Source organism: Embleya sp. NPDC050493 (assembly GCF_044458105.1).
GTDB lineage: Bacteria > Actinomycetota > Actinomycetes > Streptomycetales > Streptomycetaceae > Embleya.
In genome coordinates, this window is record NZ_JBITHP010000003.1 from 237,417 (window position 1) to 251,807 (window position 14,391).

At 73.6% G+C, this 14,391-nt stretch carries 13 protein-coding genes; 7 read left to right on the forward strand and 6 right to left on the reverse strand.

The genetic code is table 11. The features are described 5' to 3' along the window. Window positions 1-158: 158 nt before the first annotated feature. Genes ACIBM5_RS07840 through ACIBM5_RS07850 form a run of 3 tightly spaced genes read right to left on the reverse strand, consistent with a single transcriptional unit; the run spans window position 159 to window position 3,399 of the window. The gene (locus ACIBM5_RS07840) at window positions 159-650 is read right to left on the reverse strand and encodes a copper chaperone PCu(A)C (RefSeq protein ID WP_396005947.1); all 492 of its coding nucleotides are present in this window, start codon (window positions 648-650) and stop codon (window positions 159-161) included. Next, on the reverse strand, window positions 647-2,974 hold the full coding sequence (locus tag ACIBM5_RS07845) for a heavy metal translocating P-type ATPase (RefSeq protein WP_396006369.1): 2,328 nt from the start codon (window positions 2,972-2,974) through the stop codon (window positions 647-649). The genes ACIBM5_RS07840 and ACIBM5_RS07845 overlap by 4 nt, the downstream gene beginning before the upstream one ends. A 44-nt stretch (window positions 2,975-3,018) precedes the next feature. Beyond that, entirely contained in the window at window positions 3,019-3,399 is a 381-nt protein-coding gene (locus ACIBM5_RS07850; RefSeq protein ID WP_396005948.1) for a hypothetical protein, read from the reverse strand. A gap of 483 nt (window positions 3,400-3,882) precedes the next feature. Between ACIBM5_RS07850 and ACIBM5_RS07855 the strand changes: the two genes are divergently transcribed. Together ACIBM5_RS07855 and ACIBM5_RS07860 are read left to right on the forward strand one after the other, a co-directional pair. Beyond that, the gene (locus ACIBM5_RS07855) at window positions 3,883-4,647 is read left to right on the forward strand and encodes a hypothetical protein (RefSeq protein ID WP_396005949.1); all 765 of its coding nucleotides are present in this window, start codon (window positions 3,883-3,885) and stop codon (window positions 4,645-4,647) included. 931 nt (window positions 4,648-5,578) lie between these two features. Then, on the forward strand, window positions 5,579-6,175 hold the full coding sequence (locus ACIBM5_RS07860; RefSeq protein ID WP_396005950.1) for a sigma-70 family RNA polymerase sigma factor: 597 nt from the start codon (window positions 5,579-5,581) through the stop codon (window positions 6,173-6,175). Window positions 6,176-6,269: 94 nt separating this feature from the next. Here ACIBM5_RS07860 and ACIBM5_RS07865 read toward each other — a convergent pair whose 3' ends face one another. Then, window positions 6,270-6,572 carry a hypothetical protein gene (locus ACIBM5_RS07865; protein WP_391584202.1) on the reverse strand — a complete coding sequence of 101 codons (303 nt, stop codon included), beginning with the start codon at window positions 6,570-6,572 and terminating at the stop codon, window positions 6,270-6,272. 658 nt (window positions 6,573-7,230) lie between these two features. On the opposite strand from ACIBM5_RS07865, the gene ACIBM5_RS07870 reads away from it, so the two are divergent. Beyond that, window positions 7,231-8,967, forward strand: a complete 1,737-nt coding sequence (locus tag ACIBM5_RS07870) for a bifunctional 3'-5' exonuclease/DNA polymerase (protein WP_396005951.1) — start codon at window positions 7,231-7,233, stop codon at window positions 8,965-8,967. A 234-nt stretch (window positions 8,968-9,201) separates the two neighbouring features. Here the strand turns inward: ACIBM5_RS07870 and ACIBM5_RS07875 are convergent, their stop codons facing one another. Then, window positions 9,202-10,200 carry a GlxA family transcriptional regulator gene (locus ACIBM5_RS07875; RefSeq protein ID WP_396005952.1) on the reverse strand — a complete coding sequence of 333 codons (999 nt, stop codon included), beginning with the start codon at window positions 10,198-10,200 and terminating at the stop codon, window positions 9,202-9,204. A gap of 522 nt (window positions 10,201-10,722) precedes the next feature. Here ACIBM5_RS07875 and ACIBM5_RS07880 point away from each other — a divergent pair. Further along, window positions 10,723-11,667: a GlxA family transcriptional regulator gene (locus ACIBM5_RS07880; RefSeq protein ID WP_396005953.1), complete on the forward strand. Its 945-nt coding sequence runs from the start codon at window positions 10,723-10,725 to the stop codon at window positions 11,665-11,667. Between the two features lie 81 nt (window positions 11,668-11,748). Here ACIBM5_RS07880 and ACIBM5_RS07885 read toward each other — a convergent pair whose 3' ends face one another. Next, the gene (locus ACIBM5_RS07885) at window positions 11,749-12,183 is read right to left on the reverse strand and encodes a PPOX class F420-dependent oxidoreductase (RefSeq protein ID WP_391584356.1); all 435 of its coding nucleotides are present in this window, start codon (window positions 12,181-12,183) and stop codon (window positions 11,749-11,751) included. Window positions 12,184-12,551: 368 nt separating this feature from the next. Here ACIBM5_RS07885 and ACIBM5_RS07890 point away from each other — a divergent pair, with 368 nt between their 5' ends. The 3 genes from ACIBM5_RS07890 (at window position 12,552) to ACIBM5_RS07900 (ending at window position 14,251) form a co-directional block, all read left to right on the forward strand. Beyond that, window positions 12,552-12,887 carry a helix-turn-helix domain-containing protein gene (locus ACIBM5_RS07890; RefSeq protein WP_360321919.1) on the forward strand — a complete coding sequence of 112 codons (336 nt, stop codon included), beginning with the start codon at window positions 12,552-12,554 and terminating at the stop codon, window positions 12,885-12,887. Window positions 12,888-12,969: 82 nt separating this feature from the next. After that, the gene (locus tag ACIBM5_RS07895) at window positions 12,970-13,479 is read left to right on the forward strand and encodes a DUF664 domain-containing protein (RefSeq protein WP_396005954.1); all 510 of its coding nucleotides are present in this window, start codon (window positions 12,970-12,972) and stop codon (window positions 13,477-13,479) included. A 100-nt stretch (window positions 13,480-13,579) separates the two neighbouring features. Beyond that, complete coding sequence (locus ACIBM5_RS07900; protein WP_396005955.1) at window positions 13,580-14,251, forward strand: class I SAM-dependent DNA methyltransferase; 672 nt, start codon at window positions 13,580-13,582, stop codon at window positions 14,249-14,251. Window positions 14,252-14,391 lie beyond the last annotated feature (140 nt).

Sequence of the window (14,391 nt, forward strand, 5' to 3'; positions counted from 1 at the left end):
TCGGGGATGCCGCGAGCCGCCGCTCGGACGCGCACTCGGGTGATCTCCCATTGTCGCCGATCGCATACCGGCCCCGCGCCGGGGCGGGTCGCCGGTGCCGGCCGCCCTCCGTGGCGACGACCGGGCGGGCGATGCCGACCGGCGATGCCCACTTCGGGTCAGGTCGCCTTGGCCGGGGTCCAGGTGCCGGGGCGGACGACGACGGCCGTGGTGTGGATCGGCGGGCTGTGCCGGAAGCGGAGGGTGAACGGGACGATCTGACCAGGGGTGAGCCTGGGAGGGCTCCCCAGCATGATGTTGGCGCCGCTCGCGGTCATGCCCAGAAGGCCGTCGGCCGGGATCGGCAGGGACTCGGTCATCCACATCCGGCCTGCGTAGCCGGTGTAGGTGTGGAAGCTGAATCCCACGTCGGTGCTGATCGGGGTGCTGACCGAGACGAGTTCGTCGTCGGCGGCGCCGGAGTTGCGGATGGTGAAGTAGGCGGAGGTCGCGTCGGCGTTGGTCGCCATGTGCACGCGGCCGTCGCTGATCGCGAGCCTCGGGGCGCTGCCGGCTTGTCCGCCTGCGGTCCAGGCGGTGAGCAGGGTCAGTGCGAGGGCGGCTGCCACGAGGGGGCCCGCGACCGTCTCGAGCAGGGCGAGGGGCTTCACGTCTGATCCTGGTTCGTGTCGTCGGAGTGGCGGTCGGAGCGGGAATCGGCGCCGCGATCGGCGCGGGCGGCGGTGCTGCGACCCGGTCGGGGGGCGGCGCCGCGGTCGGTGTGCTGCTCGGGACGGCGGTCGGTGCGGAACCGGGTCAGTCGCAGGCTGTTGCCCACCACCGCCAACGAACTGACCGACATCGCCGCTGCGGCCGACATCGGGTTGAGCAGGCCGGTCATCGCGATCGGGATCAGCACCACGTTGTAGCCGAACGCCCAGCCGAGATTGGCCCGGATGGTGCCGGTCGTGCGCCGGGAGAGCCGGATCGCGTCGGCGAGCGCGGTCAGGTCGTCGCCGACCAGCGTGACGTCCGCGGCGCCGATCGCCGCGGCCGTTCCGCCGCCCATCCCGATGCCCAGGTCCGCCTCGCCCAGCGCGATGGTGTCGTTGATGCCGTCGCCGACCACCGCGATCGCCCGGCCGGGCTGGTCCTGGCGCAGGCCCCGGACCAGTTCGGCCTTGTCGTGCGGATCCAACTCGCTCAGTACCTCGTCGATGCCCACCGCGTCGGCGATCGCGCGGGCCGGCCCCGGACGGTCGCCGGTGGCCAGGACCACCGTGATGCCGAGGCGGCCCAGTGCCCGGATCGCGCCGGCCGCCTCCGGACGCACCGTGTCGCCCAGCACCAACACCCCCGCCGGGGTGCCGTTCACGGTGGCGAGTACGGCGGTGTCCCCGGTCGCATCCGCCTCGGACAGCGCCGCCCGCAGGTTGGCCGGCAACGACGTGACGTCCTCGGCGCCCGGTCGCAGCACCGCCACTCGTGCCCCCTCCACCAGGCCGCGTACACCGGTGCCCGGTTCGGCCGCGAAGTCGGCCACCGGCGGCAACGCGCCGAACCGCTCGGTCGCGGCCCGGGCCACGGCCCGACCGATGGGATGCGCGGAGGCGGCCTCGACCGCGCCGACCAGGGACAACAGTTCGCCCGCAGCCATGCCGGGGGCCGGCTCGTGGCGCAGCAGGCTCATGCCGCCCGTGGTCAGCGTGCCCGTCTTGTCCACCACGATGGTGCCCACGCGGCGCAGCCGTTCCAGGGCGGCGGGTTCGCGGATCAGTACGCCCATTCGGGCCCCGCGGCCGGTCGCGGCCAGGATCGCGGTGGGCGTGGCCAGACCCAGTGCGCACGGGCAGGCGACCACCAATACGGCCATCGTCGCGCCGGCCGCGGCCTGCGGATCGCCGCCCGCGCCGAGCCAGAACCCCAGCACGGTCACCGCCGTCGCCAGCACGGACGGCACGAACACGCCCGCGATGCGATCGGCCAGGCGCTGTGCGCCGGTCTTGCCGGCCTGGGCCTCCTCGACCGCGGCGGTGATCCGGGCGAGCCGGGTGTCCGCGCCGACCGCCGTGGCGCGTGCGGTGAACCGACCGCCCTCGTTGACGCTTCCGCCGGGAACCGGGTCCGCCGGGCCGACCTCCATCGGCCGGCTCTCCCCGGTCAGGTGGGACACGTCCAACGCGGAGCGACCCTCGACCACGACCCCGTCCGCCGGGACCCGGTCGCCCGGACGCACCACGAACACCTGACCGACCGTCAAGGACGCGGTCGGCACGGTCACCTCGACCTCCCGGCCGCCCCGGCCCGGGTGCAGTACCGCCGCCTCGTCCGGGACCAGCGCGGCCAACTCGCGCACCGCCGATCCGGTGCGTCGCCGCGCCCGCTCCTCCAGTCGACGGCCGAACAGGACGAACAGGGGTACGGCCACCGCGACTTCGAGATAGGAGTGGGCCTCGGCGTCGGTCCCGGAGGAGACCAGGCTGAACGCCATCCGCATTCCGGGTTCGCCCGCGCCGCCCACGAACAGCGCCCACAGGGACCATCCGAACGCGGCGAGCACACCCAGACTGACCAGGGTGTCCATGGTCGCGCCCGCATAGCGCAGCCCGTGCAGGGCCCGCCGGTGGAAGGGCCATGCACCCCAGGTCGCCACCGGCGCGGCCAGCATCAGGCACAACCACTGCCAGTTGGTGAACTGCCAGGCGGGCACCATGGACAACACCAGGACCGGGATCGCGAGCGCGGCGGTCGTCAGCAGGTCCCGTCGGCCGTGGTCCGCCTCCTCGGCGCCGGCCGGTCGGGCCGCGGCGGGCGTCGCCGTCGCCAGGGTCGCCGAGAAGCCGGCCTCGGTGACCGCCGCCAGCAGGGCCACCACGGGCACCGACGCGGGGTGCAGCACCCGGGCCCGGCCGGTGGCCAGGTTGACCGTCGCGCTGACCCCCTCCAGTCGGCCCAATCGCCGTTCGATGCGATTCACGCAGGCGCCGCAGGTCATCCCGGACACGGTGACGTCGGTGGTGAGCAGTGCCGCCGAGGTGGTCACAGCGCACCTCCGCCGCGCGGAAGGGCGGCCGCCACGCGGGCGGGTGCGCCGAGCGCGAGAGCGGGCGCCGCGCCCGCGGGTTCGCCGAGTCCCATCCGGCCGTGTCCGCCGCCTCCCTCCTCGCCCATCGGTACCGGTGCTCGGGGCGGACCCGGCTTGCGCAGATCGGGCGCCACGGGTCCGGCCTGGCGGCCGACCGCGAACGCGACGACGAACAAGAGCAGGAGCAGGCCGAGGAAGGCGAGCACGGTACGGGCAGCCGAGGTCGACCGGGTCGGTCCCGAGGCCCCGTCGGCGGCGGCACGCGCGGCGGCGGTACGCAACGACAGGGGCCAGGGGCGGTTCCGGGCGTCGGGTCCGCCGGCGAACACGGGCATGAATCGGGCTCCAGGGGTCGAACGGCGGGACGAGGGCTGCACGCGGGTCGGGCGCGGGCATCCCGGTAGTCGGGCGGCGGTGATCTCCGGTTCCCTGCCGGCCGGGATTCCTGCGGGGGGAGCGGGAATTGGCCGAATCATCCGGAATTGCGCGCTATGTCATGGACTATTGGGGAACGAACCCGGAACGGACCTGACCCGAAGACGCGTTCGGGCGTGGTTCGGGCTTGATCGGGTCCGGCGTGGCGTGGACTGTCTCGGCCTCGCGTGGGCTTTGTTCGGAGCCCTCCGGGTCCGTTCGCGCGGTCCGGGTGCGATCGGGCGCAGTGGCGGCGCAGTCGGGGCGGGGGTGACGATGTGCCTCGGGCGTGGTTGCGCGTGGTTCGGGACGGATTCCGGAGAAATTCGGGAAGCGGCCGGGCACCCGAGGGTTCCGGTGGGGTCGGCGGATGGGAACATGACGTCACCATGCCTGCCCGGTCCGTGCTTCGAGCCGTTCGCGCCGCGATGTTCGCGGTGATCTGCGTGCTGCTCGCGTTGTTCGGACACACGTTGATGTCCGATGCGCCGGTGCACTGGGCCGCGCCCGTCGGCGCCGGCGTCGGGATCGGCATCCTGGCCTGGGCCGTGGCCGATCGCGAACGCGGCCTCGGCGTGATCACCGGCGCGGTACTGGCCGCCCAGGCCGGTCTGCACACGTTGTTCACGCTGGCCCGCCAACCGGTTCCCGAACCGACCGGCGCGGCCCGCTTCCGCGACCAGTGGCTCCAGGTCCTGCTGTGCAACGACGACCGACCCGGCGATGCGCCGACCCGGTCGGTCGCCGAACTCCTGATCCGGATGCGCCTGGACCCGAACCTGGCCGGGCAATCGCCGGAGGCGGCCGGCTTCGGTCGCGCGCCGTCCGGTACGCACCACATGGCCGCTGCCGGTGGGATGAACCACGACGGCGCATGGATGGGGATCCTGGGCCACGGCGCCGGCGGCATGTTCGCCGCGCACGTGCTGGCCGCGATCGGCTGCGGTGTGTGGCTGCGGCACGGTGAGAAGGCCGTCTTCCGGTTGCTGCGCGTGCTCGCCACGATGGCGGGCACCGTGGTCCTCGCCCTGGTGGGCGCCTGGACGGCGCCGGTCGCCACCCGACTGCCGGGGATGCCCCGCGCGCGCGATCGCGGCGAACGGGCCATCCCCAAGTGGGTCTGCCGCCCGCTGCCGGGCCGCGGGCCGCCCGTCGCGCTCTTCGCCTGAGCCGTCCACCCGACCCGCGTGCGTCCGCACGACCCGGTCGCGTTCGCCCCGCCCTCGGCGCGGTGACCGTGTCCGGGGCCGTGTCGACGAGTGCGTGTTCGCGACTGCCTGCCCGTGCGTGCTCGTTCGTGGCCGTCGTACGACGCCGGGCCGCGCCCGCGAGGGGCGTCCGGTCCGTGTCGGCGCCGTGCCCACGAGTGCGAGTACCGCGCCCGTGATCGGGTGCCCGTACATCGGGCCACGTTCGCGCCGAGCAGCCGCGACCGAGCACAGCGCAGGTCGCGACGCCGACCCGGAACGCATCCGCGGTGCCGTCGGTGGACCTCGGCGTACCCGCCACCCGAGGAGCGCCCACCGCGCCGACTCGCCCGTCGCCGGGTCCCGACCCGACAGCGCGCCGAGCGGGCCGGTCGTGTGCCGATGCGCCGTCGGGTGATCCGCGCACCGCCGTCGAGACCGAGCCTGCGGCTTTCGTGCCGCACTCGGCTCCGGCGGGCGTCCCGCCCACCAGCTCGGCATCGATCCGCCTCGGGCCGATCGATCGCCGCCCGCATGACGAGGACGTGAGACGTGACTTCCCTGCACCCTTCCGACCACCCGGCACACCGGGCCGACCATCCGCCGGCGCGCGACCGACACCGCGCACATCGTGCACATCGTGCGCACCGCGCCCACCCGACCCGGGTCGGGCCGGCGACGCGGGACGACCGCACGTCGCCCATGGATCGGGCCGCGAGAGCCCTCACGCCGATCGACCACGGACCCGCGACGACGCATCCGGCCGGGCGACCTTCGACCACGGACCGGTTCGCGTTCTCGGACCGGTCCACGACCACGAGCCGGTCCGCGTTCTCGAACGGGTCGACGTCCTCGAACCGTTCCGTGTGCCCGAACCGCTCTACGCGCCGCGTCCAGGGTGTGGGGGTATCCGGTGCATGACCTCGATCTGACCGCACGGGCCCTGGCGGGCGCGGCTGGCGACCCGGACGCCGTGGACGACTTCGTCCGGGGTACGCATCGCGACGTGTGGCGCTTCGTCGCGTATCTGACCGACGTACAGAGCGCGGACGACCTCACCCAGGAGACGTATCTGCGCGCCTGGACGGCCCTTCCCCGTTTCACCGGGGCGTCCTCGGTCCGCACCTGGCTGCTGTCCATCGCCCGTCGCACCGTCGTCGACCGCTATCGCGCGGCGGCGGCCCGGCCGCGCACCGCCGCGGTCGAGGACTGGGTCGAAGTCGCCGAGCGTCGCCAGGACATCTCCCGTCCGGGCTTCGAGGAGGGGCTCGCCCTGGACGACCTGTTCGGCGCCCTGCACCCGGCCCGCCGGGAGGCGTTCGTGCTGACCCAGGTGCTGGACTTCGGCTACGCCGAGGCCGCCACCATCGCGGGCTGCCCGATCGGTACGGTCCGGTCCCGCGTGGCCAGGGCTCGAAGCGACCTGATCACCCTGCTGCGCGAAGCCGAGGCCGGGGCCCGGGAGGTGCCGGACCACCGACCGGTGGCCGCCACCCGTCGAGCCGGCTGAACCCACCCGCCTCGGGCGAGGGCCCCGTCTCGCGCCCTCGCCCTCGCCCGAGGCGGCCACGCGCTTGCGCCGCCGGCTCGGGCAGCCGTGTGGGTCACGCCTTGCGATCGGCGAGGGAGTACGACGCGGCGGCGACGGTGCCGGCCACCGCGAGTACCGAGGGCCAGGCGCCGATCTTCTTCGCGAGCGGGTGGGAGGCGCCGAACGCGATCGTGTACAGCCCGGTCAGTGCCGCAGCGGTGGGCGTCCCGGCCCGCTCGCGCCACTCCTTGGCGGCGAACACGCCGGCCGCGGCGAGTACCGCGCCGCCCAGCGGGCGCTTCTTCGTGAAGCGGGCAACGGCGTAGCCGCCGACCAGACCGCCCGCGGCGACGGCGGCGGTGGGGATGCGGGCCATGGGAGACACTCCTCGGATCGACGTGCAGACCTCGCCCGATCGACCCGCCACGAGGCGACCCCGCCACGCGGATCGACCGGCACCCCACGAACCTAACGCCCCCGAATCCACTGCCTCCGGGCAGGGAGCCGGGTGCCTTCACTTCCGGTCCGAGTCGACTCGAAGCAGTCCGACTCGGCTGCGAGCAAACCGCCCGCACCGAAACGGCTCCGAGGTCGAGCGCCCGGCGAGACACGCACACGGCCCAACGAAGCCGCGCGCGCACCTCTGGACCGGAAGCACGACGGCGTGCGCCCGATGGGCGGGCGCGGGCGCCTGGCCATGCCACGCCGCGTCTTGCCTCTCCGCGCCTCGCCCTGCCTTGCCCAGCCTGGCCTTGCCCTGCCCAGCCTTGCCTTGCCGAGAATCCGCGATACGTCACCGCGACACCCCTCGACGGTGGCGATGCAGCCAAGGCTCACCATGTGCGCCGCGACACGCCCGCCCGGCCGCCCCGGCCCCTACGCACTGGGCGTGTTGTCGGTGTGGGCCGGTAGGGTGCGGCGGTTGGCGGGTCTGTCGCTTGTGGGTGATTCGTCCGTATCGGATGCGTCGGGAGGAGGTCGGTCGTGGATCGGGTCGGGTGCGGTGTGTCGGCCGACGGCGTGCGGTTGCGGGCATGGTGAGGTCGGTTCCGCCTCGGGTGGCGGTGGCGCCCGACGCGTACGGGCACGGAGGTCGGCTCCGGCCGTTGCGCGATGACGGCGTGCCACTGGGGCCCGCCACGCAGGTCGGCGACCTGGTCGCGGCGATCGCCGATTTCGAGGCCGCGCCCGTGCCGCCGAGATGGGTCTGGGCTTCGGCGGAGAGCGCGTACGCACCATTGCTGCCCACCCGGGTCGCGCGCTGCCACGACCTCGCGCTGGTCGAGTCGTTGTTGCTCGCGCACGAGGGCCGGTTCGGCGAGCCGCGTTCGCTCGGCGCGGCCTGGGCCCGGCTCGAGGGCCTGCCCGTACCGAACGACCTGCCGATCGGCGCCGCCGACGCGCAGGACAGCCTGTTCGTCCCCGACCGGCAACGGCTGCCCGCCGGCGCCGACGCGCTCGATGCCGTGGTCGCGGTACACGCCGACCAGTTGCGCCGCATCGAGGCGATCGAGGATCCGGCTCGCCGCTCGCGCTTCCGGCTGCTGGTCGCCGCGGAGTCGGCGGGCGGCCTGGTCGCGGCCGAGATGGCCGCCGACGGTCTGCCCTGGCGGGTCGAGGTGCACAATGCGCTGCTCACCGAACTGCTCGGCGCGCGACCCCGGGTGTCCGGGACGCCGCCGCAGCGACTCGCCGACCTGGCCGAGCAGTTGCGTGCCGCGCTGGGCGGGCGGCCGTTCAACCCGGATTCGCACACCCAGGTGATCAAGGCGTTCGCCGACCAGGGCATCCGGCTCACCTCGACCCGCACGTGGTACCTGCGCGATCTCGGCCACCCGGCCGCCGACCTGCTGATCAAGTACAAGGAACTCGCCCGCCTGCACGCCGCGCACGGCTGGGCCTGGCAGGACACCTGGGTGCGTGGCGGTCGGTTCCGCCCCGAGTACGTGGTCGGCGGCGTGGTCACCGGCCGCTGGGCCGGACGCGGCGGTGGCGCGTTGCAGATCCCGCGGGTGCTGCGCGGCGCGGTCGTGGCCGACCCGGGCCGGCGGTTGGTGGTCGCCGACGCGGCCCAGCTCGAGCCACGCATCCTGGCCGCGATGTCCCGGGACGCCGGCCTGGCCCGTTCGGCCGCCGCCGGCGACCTGTACGAGGCGTTGGCCAAGGCCGCCTTCCAGGGCGACCGGGCCAAGGCCAAGCTCGGCCTGCTCGGCGCGATGTACGGGCAGACCAGCGGCGACATCGGGCCGCTGCTGGCCACGTTGCGGCGGCAGTACCCGGACGCGATGGGCTACGTCGAGGCCGCGGCGCGCACCGGCGAGGAGGGCGGCATCGTGCGCTCGCGGCTGGGCCGGACCTGCCCGCCACCGTCCTCCGAATGGCTGGACCTGGCCGAGAGTGGCACGGGCGAACCGTCCGGTGACCGGGGCGACCGCGGCGGCGACGATGCCGGCGTCCGGTCGGCTCGTGCCCGAGGCCGCTTCACCCGCAACTTCGTCATCCAGGCCAGCGCGGCGGACTGGGCCCTGGCCCTGCTCGCCGCCCTCCGGCGCCGACTCGCCGCGTACGACGCGGCGCCGTCGGGGCGTCCGCACCTGGTCTTCTTCCAACACGACGAGATCATCGTGCACAGCCCGGCCGACCTCACGGACGCGGTGTCCGCCGCGATCGTCGAGGCCGCGGCCGAGGCCCGCACGCTGGTGTTCGGCGATACACCGGTGCTGTTGCCACTGATCCCGACGGTGGTCAACACGTACGCGGAGGCCAAGTAGGAAGACGCCGGGGTCGCCCTCGGGCCGACGCGGTCCGAGCGCTCGCGGCATTGCCGGGCCGGCGCCGGCCCGCTGCGCGTGCCGATCCGTCCCGGGTACGCCGCTCGGTTCGCCGCCACCCGACCTGGTGGCCGCCCCGCGTCCCGTCGCCCCGCGCGGCCCGTCCCGTGTGCCCGCGTCGCTCCACCCGTGTCGTCGCGTTCCTGCCGGGCGGGTGCCGGGGCGTTCGGTTGTTCAGGTCGGTTCTGTGAGGTTGGAGACGAAGGTGCGGAAGGCGGTGCGGTAGGTGGTGGGGGTGGTGCCGGTCAGGCGTTGGAAGTGGTGGCGGAGGTTGGCGGGGGTGCCGAGGCCGGTGAGTGTGGCGATGCGTTCCACCGGGTCCTCGGTGCGTTCGAGGAGCCATTGGGCGCGTTGGATCCGGGTGCGCAGCAGGTACTGGAGCGGGGTGAGCCCGGTTTCGGCGCGGAAGCGACGGGTCAGGTTGCGTACGCCCAGGCCCGCGTGGGCGGCGATGTCGTCCAGCGTCAGCGGGTGCCGGAGGTTGGCCTCCATCCACCTGGTGGTGGGGGCGATGTTGCTGCCGGGCGGGGTGTAGGCGCTGCATGCCGCGTTTGCCGTGGAATGGCCCGCGAGGTCGGCGCTCGGGTCGTGGAGTTGCAGGAACAGTTGGCGTTCCGTCTCGATGGCCACTGCCATGCCGTGGTCCAGGGTGATCAGATCGAGGCAGAGATCCACGCCCCCGAGGACGCCCGCGGCGCTGTGAAAGGGTTCGTCCGCGACCACCGAGCCCTCGGGGTCGACGTGGATCAGCGGGTGACGACGGGCCAGTTCCGCGGTGTTCCGGCGGCTGGTCGCGGCGCGGCGGCCGTCGAGGAGGCCGGTGGCCGCGAGCGTGAACGTCCCGGTGCCGATCGCACCGATCCGGCAGCCGCGCGCGGCGGCGGCACGGAGGGCGGCGACGATCTCCGGCGACGGGTCGTCCCGGAAATGGTCGTGGCCCGGCAGCAGCACCGTGTCCGAGTCGTCCAGGCTCGCCAATCCGTCCAGGCCCCAGGGGGTCTCGATGCGGAAGGATGCGAGGCCGCCCGTCGCCTCGAAGCCCGGAGCGGTGCAGATTCGCACGTCGTAGGCGACCGGCGGGTGATGCCGGGCGGCGGTGCCGAATGCGAGTCCGGGTGCGGTGAGCTGGTGCCCCGGGACCCCGTCGAGGACGAGGACGGCGATCACTGGCATGTCCGGAATCTAGCCGAGGATGACATCGGAACGGCTGTTTCCGTGTGTGGCGCGGCGCGGAGGATGGCTGGGACGAGGGCGGAGGCGGGAGGACGTCCGGCCCGCGCCCGAAGAGCGGAGAACCCGCCGGTGGCCTCCGTTCCGGGGCACCGGCGCGGTCCGCGAGCCGGCCCGGGTCGACCCGCCCATAGCCGAGCCCGACTCGGGACCGACCCGACCCGGGACCGACCCAACCGGGCCGACCCGACCCGACCCGGCCGGACCGACTCGACCCGGCCCGGCCGTCCGGCCCCCGGCCCGGCGCGGTCGGCCCGTCCCAAGCGACCGCGGCACTGGGCCCCGCCCGAATCGACCACCGCACTCGGCCCGGCCGAAACCAACCAACCAACCCAAGGCGCGACCCCCGGCGTGATCCCCAACGTGCCCTCCCGGCACACCGCCGGCCCGGCCCGATCCCCCGACGCGCGCCCCGCCCACCGCCGCACCGGTGGATTCGAGGCACGGCGGCGCTAGATTCCAGGTATGTCAGTGATCGCCGTCCTCGCCCTCGACGGGGTCCCGGGGCATCAACTCACCACCCCCGGCCTGGTGTTCGGGACCGCCTGCCGTGACCACCCGGACGTGACGTACGAACTCAGGCTGTGCGCGGCGCCCGGCCTGCGGGCCACCGGTGCCCCGTCCCCGCTGCGGATCGCCACGCCGTTCGGCCTCGACAGCCTCGCGGACGCGGACGTCGTACTGGTTCCCGGGCACGACGGTCATCGCGACGAGCCGCCGGCCGGCGTCCCGGCCGCGTTGCGTGCGGCGGCGGCGCGCGGGAGCCGAATCGCCGCCGTCGGCACCGGGACGTTCACCCTCGCCGCGTCCGGACTCCTCGACGGACGCCGCGCCACGACCGGATGGCGGTACCTGGAGGAACTGGCGGGCCGGTATCCCCGAATCGACGTGGACCCGCTCGGCACGGTGGTCGAGGACGGGCCGTTCCTGACGACGGCGGGCGTCTTCGGCGGCATGGACCTCTGCCTGCACGTGCTGCGCAGCGACCACGGCCGGCGCGTGGCCGACGAGACCGGCCGCGAACTGATCACCCCGCTGCACACCTACGCCGACGACGTCCGGGACACCATCGACCGGGAAGTCACCGAAAGCGTGGGCCTCGAACCCACCCTGCGCTGGCTGGAAGCCAACCTGCACCACCCGCTGACCCCGGCCGACATCGCCGACCACGCGCGGACCAGCGTCAGCAGCATCACCCGCCGCTTCCAGACCCACACCGGTCTGAGCCCGCTCCAATACCTGCTCCGCGCCCGCCTCCACGAGGTCCGACGCCTGCTGACCGAAACGGACGTCCCGATCGAGCGCATCGCGGCCCGCACCGGATTCACCTCACCGGCCGCCCTGCGCCGGCACTTCCGCACCCTCACCGACACCACCCCGCGTGCCTACCGCCGAGCGCATCGCGGCTGATACCGCACGGTCACCCACCACCGCCAAGTCACCCACCACCGCCAAGTCACCAATCCGGCAGGGCACGGGCCAGGCGTCGGCTCATGCGCCCGGGATGTCCAGCGCCGTGCCGTACAGGCGACTGACGGCCAGTCGGATCACCACCCGGCGCTCCGCGACGGCGCCGGCGAAGAAGGTCGCCTCGTCGGCCGGGCGGAACTCGGCCGGAACCATGGCGAGCAGTTCGCGGCCCGTGGCGTCGCCGGGGACCGTGGTCGGCTCGGTGACCTCGGCGTCCCCCTCGGCGACCGCGAACGACCATACGTTGCCGCCCGACACGTGCAGCGCGGCGTTGGCGTTGCGTCGGACGTGGTGCGGCTTGGCGCGGTCGGCAGTGGTGGAGAAGCGGATCACCCGGGCGGCCGGATCCCAGGCGAAGAGCATGTTGGACAGGTGCGGCCGACCGTCCCGCTTGATCGTCGCGAGCGTGCCGATGCCTTCGCGGGCCAGGATCTCCAGCACCTCGTCCTCGGTCAGCGGTCGGGGCGGGGGACCGGCCGGGGCTTCCTCGGCGGGGCCCGAGGCATCCGCGGGACCCGCGACGCCCGCCTGATCTGCGGGACCCACCGGATCTGCGGGATCCGTCACGCCGGTTTGCTTCTGCGGGGTTTCGATGGCGTTCATGGTCTCTCGTCCTCACGCTCGGCGGTTGCTTCGTTGTTCGCTGAGCCGATTCTTTGTGACCATGGCGGTTCGCGTAAGGAGGCACCTTGACGTTCCGCAGTAACAACGATGTACCCGTCCAGGTCACAGAGGTTCCGGCCGCCGAAAATACCGTGGAGGGCGACCGGGATCGGGAGCCCGAAGCCGACCCCAACCGGGTCACCTGGGCGAATGCGTGTCAGGTGGTCGGCACGCTCGATCACGTCGCGGGCAAGTGGAGCATCGGCATCCTGGTGTCGGTCGCGGAGGGCCCGATCCGGTTCACCGAGTTGGAACGCGCCGTACCGGGGATCAGCCGACGCGTGCTCACCCTGAACCTGCGCCGGCTGGAGCGTGACGGGCTCCTGACGCGCACCGTGTACCCGACCGTGCCGCCGAAGGTCGAGTACACGCTCACCGACGTGGCGCGCGAGCTGACCGCGTCGCTCACCGGCCTGGTCCGCTGGGCCGAGCGACACGGCCCGACCATCGAGGCGGCCCGGCAGGTGTACGACCGGGAGCAGGCTGGGCAGGAGTAGCAGGGTCGAGGCGGTCGGGCGTGGCAGTCGGGTGGGCCGGCGCGCCGGGTGTCGAGCGGACGAGCGGAAAACGAGGAGTTCGATGAACAGCGCGGAGCTACTGGTCGACGGGTTCGGTCGGGTGCGCGAGGTGGTGCACGAGGCGGTCGAGGGCCTGACCCCCGAGCAGTCGGCCGAGCGGCTCGACGACGACGCGAATTCGATCGCCTGGCTGATCTGGCATCTGGCCCGGGTCCAGGACGACCACGTCTCGGACGTCGCGGGCCTGGAACAGGTGTGGACGGCGCAGGACTGGCACGGCCGATTCGAACTGCCCTTCCCGGTCCGGGCGATCGGATACGGGCACGACACCAAGGCGGTGGCCGCCGTACGGGTGGACTCGACGGCGCTGCTGACCGGTTACTACGACGCGGTCCACGAGCAGACCGTCGGCTTCGTGCGCGGATTGTCGGCCGCCGACCTGGATCGGGTGGTGGACGAGGCCTGGACGCCGGCGGTGACCCTGGGCGTGCGGCTGGTCAGCGTTATTGCCGACGACCTCCAGCACGCGGGACAGGCGGCGTTCATCCGGGGCATCCTGCTGCGCCGTTAGTGGGCGAAGCCGGGAGGCCTCCATCCCCGCTCTCGCTCCCGCTCCCGCGCACCCCCGCATCACCGTTCCGTGTTCCGCCGGCGAAAGGACGCCCCTCTCCATGAGCCCCGAACCCGCCTCGCACTCTCCGCTGGCACACGGTCCGGAGTCCCCGGCCGCCGCCCTGTTCGATGCCGTCGGCGCCGGTTACGAGACCGCCTTTGCCGATTTGCCCGAGCAACAGGCCGCGTTGGACTGGCTGATCGCCGAACTCGGGCCCGGTTCGAAGGTGCTCGACATCGGGTCCGGGACCGGCCGCCCGACCGCCGAACGGCTGGTTGCGGCCGGTCATCGGGTCACCGGCATCGACGTCTCGGCGACCATGGTCGAGCTGGCCCGGGAACGGGTGGCGGGTGCCACGTTCGAGCAGTTGGACGCACGCGATCTGGTCGACGACGACGGCGCGTGGGACGCGGTGTGTGCGTTCTTTCCGTTCCTTCAGCTGCCCAGGGCCGATCTGGACGCCCAACTCGACCGGCTCGGCGCGCGCCTTGCGCCCGGCGGTCTGCTCGCGTTCGCGACCGTACCGGCCGAGGCGGACGGCGTGGAGATCGAGTGGCTGGGCCACCGGGCGCGGGTGACCAGCCACGGCACCGAGGAACTGCTCGTACGGTTGCGCGCGGCGGGCCTGGAGATCGTCCACCACGGGATCAGCGTGTTCCAGCCGAACCACCCCACGGCCGGCCCCGAGGAGCAACTCTTCGTACACGCCCGCAAATCCACGATCGGCTGAATACGCCGCCACCCGCGCAGGTCCGCGGCGGACCGGGTACGCGACCACCCCCGCACTCCGCAGTGAGGCCGGCCACGCGACCACCCCCGCCTCCGCAGTGGGACCGGCCACGCGACCACCCGCGCAAGCCCGCCGTCGGC

Bases quoted from the DNA above. Each gene is read 5' to 3' on its own strand.
- ACIBM5_RS07850 (WP_396005948.1), bottom strand. From the start codon at position 3,399: ATGCCCGTGTTCGCCGGCGGACCCGACGCCCGGAACCGCCCCTGGCCC.
- ACIBM5_RS07870 (WP_396005951.1), top strand. From the start codon at position 7,231: ATGGTGAGGTCGGTTCCGCCTCGGGTGGCGGTGGCGCCCGACGCGTAC.
- ACIBM5_RS07845 (WP_396006369.1), bottom strand. From the start codon at position 2,974: ATGACCTGCGGCGCCTGCGTGAATCGCATCGAACGGCGATTGGGCCGA.
- ACIBM5_RS07865 (WP_391584202.1), bottom strand. From the start codon at position 6,572: ATGGCCCGCATCCCCACCGCCGCCGTCGCCGCGGGCGGTCTGGTCGGC.
- ACIBM5_RS07900 (WP_396005955.1), top strand. From the start codon at position 13,580: ATGAGCCCCGAACCCGCCTCGCACTCTCCGCTGGCACACGGTCCGGAG.
- ACIBM5_RS07895 (WP_396005954.1), top strand. From the start codon at position 12,970: ATGAACAGCGCGGAGCTACTGGTCGACGGGTTCGGTCGGGTGCGCGAG.
- ACIBM5_RS07875 (WP_396005952.1), bottom strand. From the start codon at position 10,200: ATGCCAGTGATCGCCGTCCTCGTCCTCGACGGGGTCCCGGGGCACCAG.
- ACIBM5_RS07880 (WP_396005953.1), top strand. From the start codon at position 10,723: ATGTCAGTGATCGCCGTCCTCGCCCTCGACGGGGTCCCGGGGCATCAA.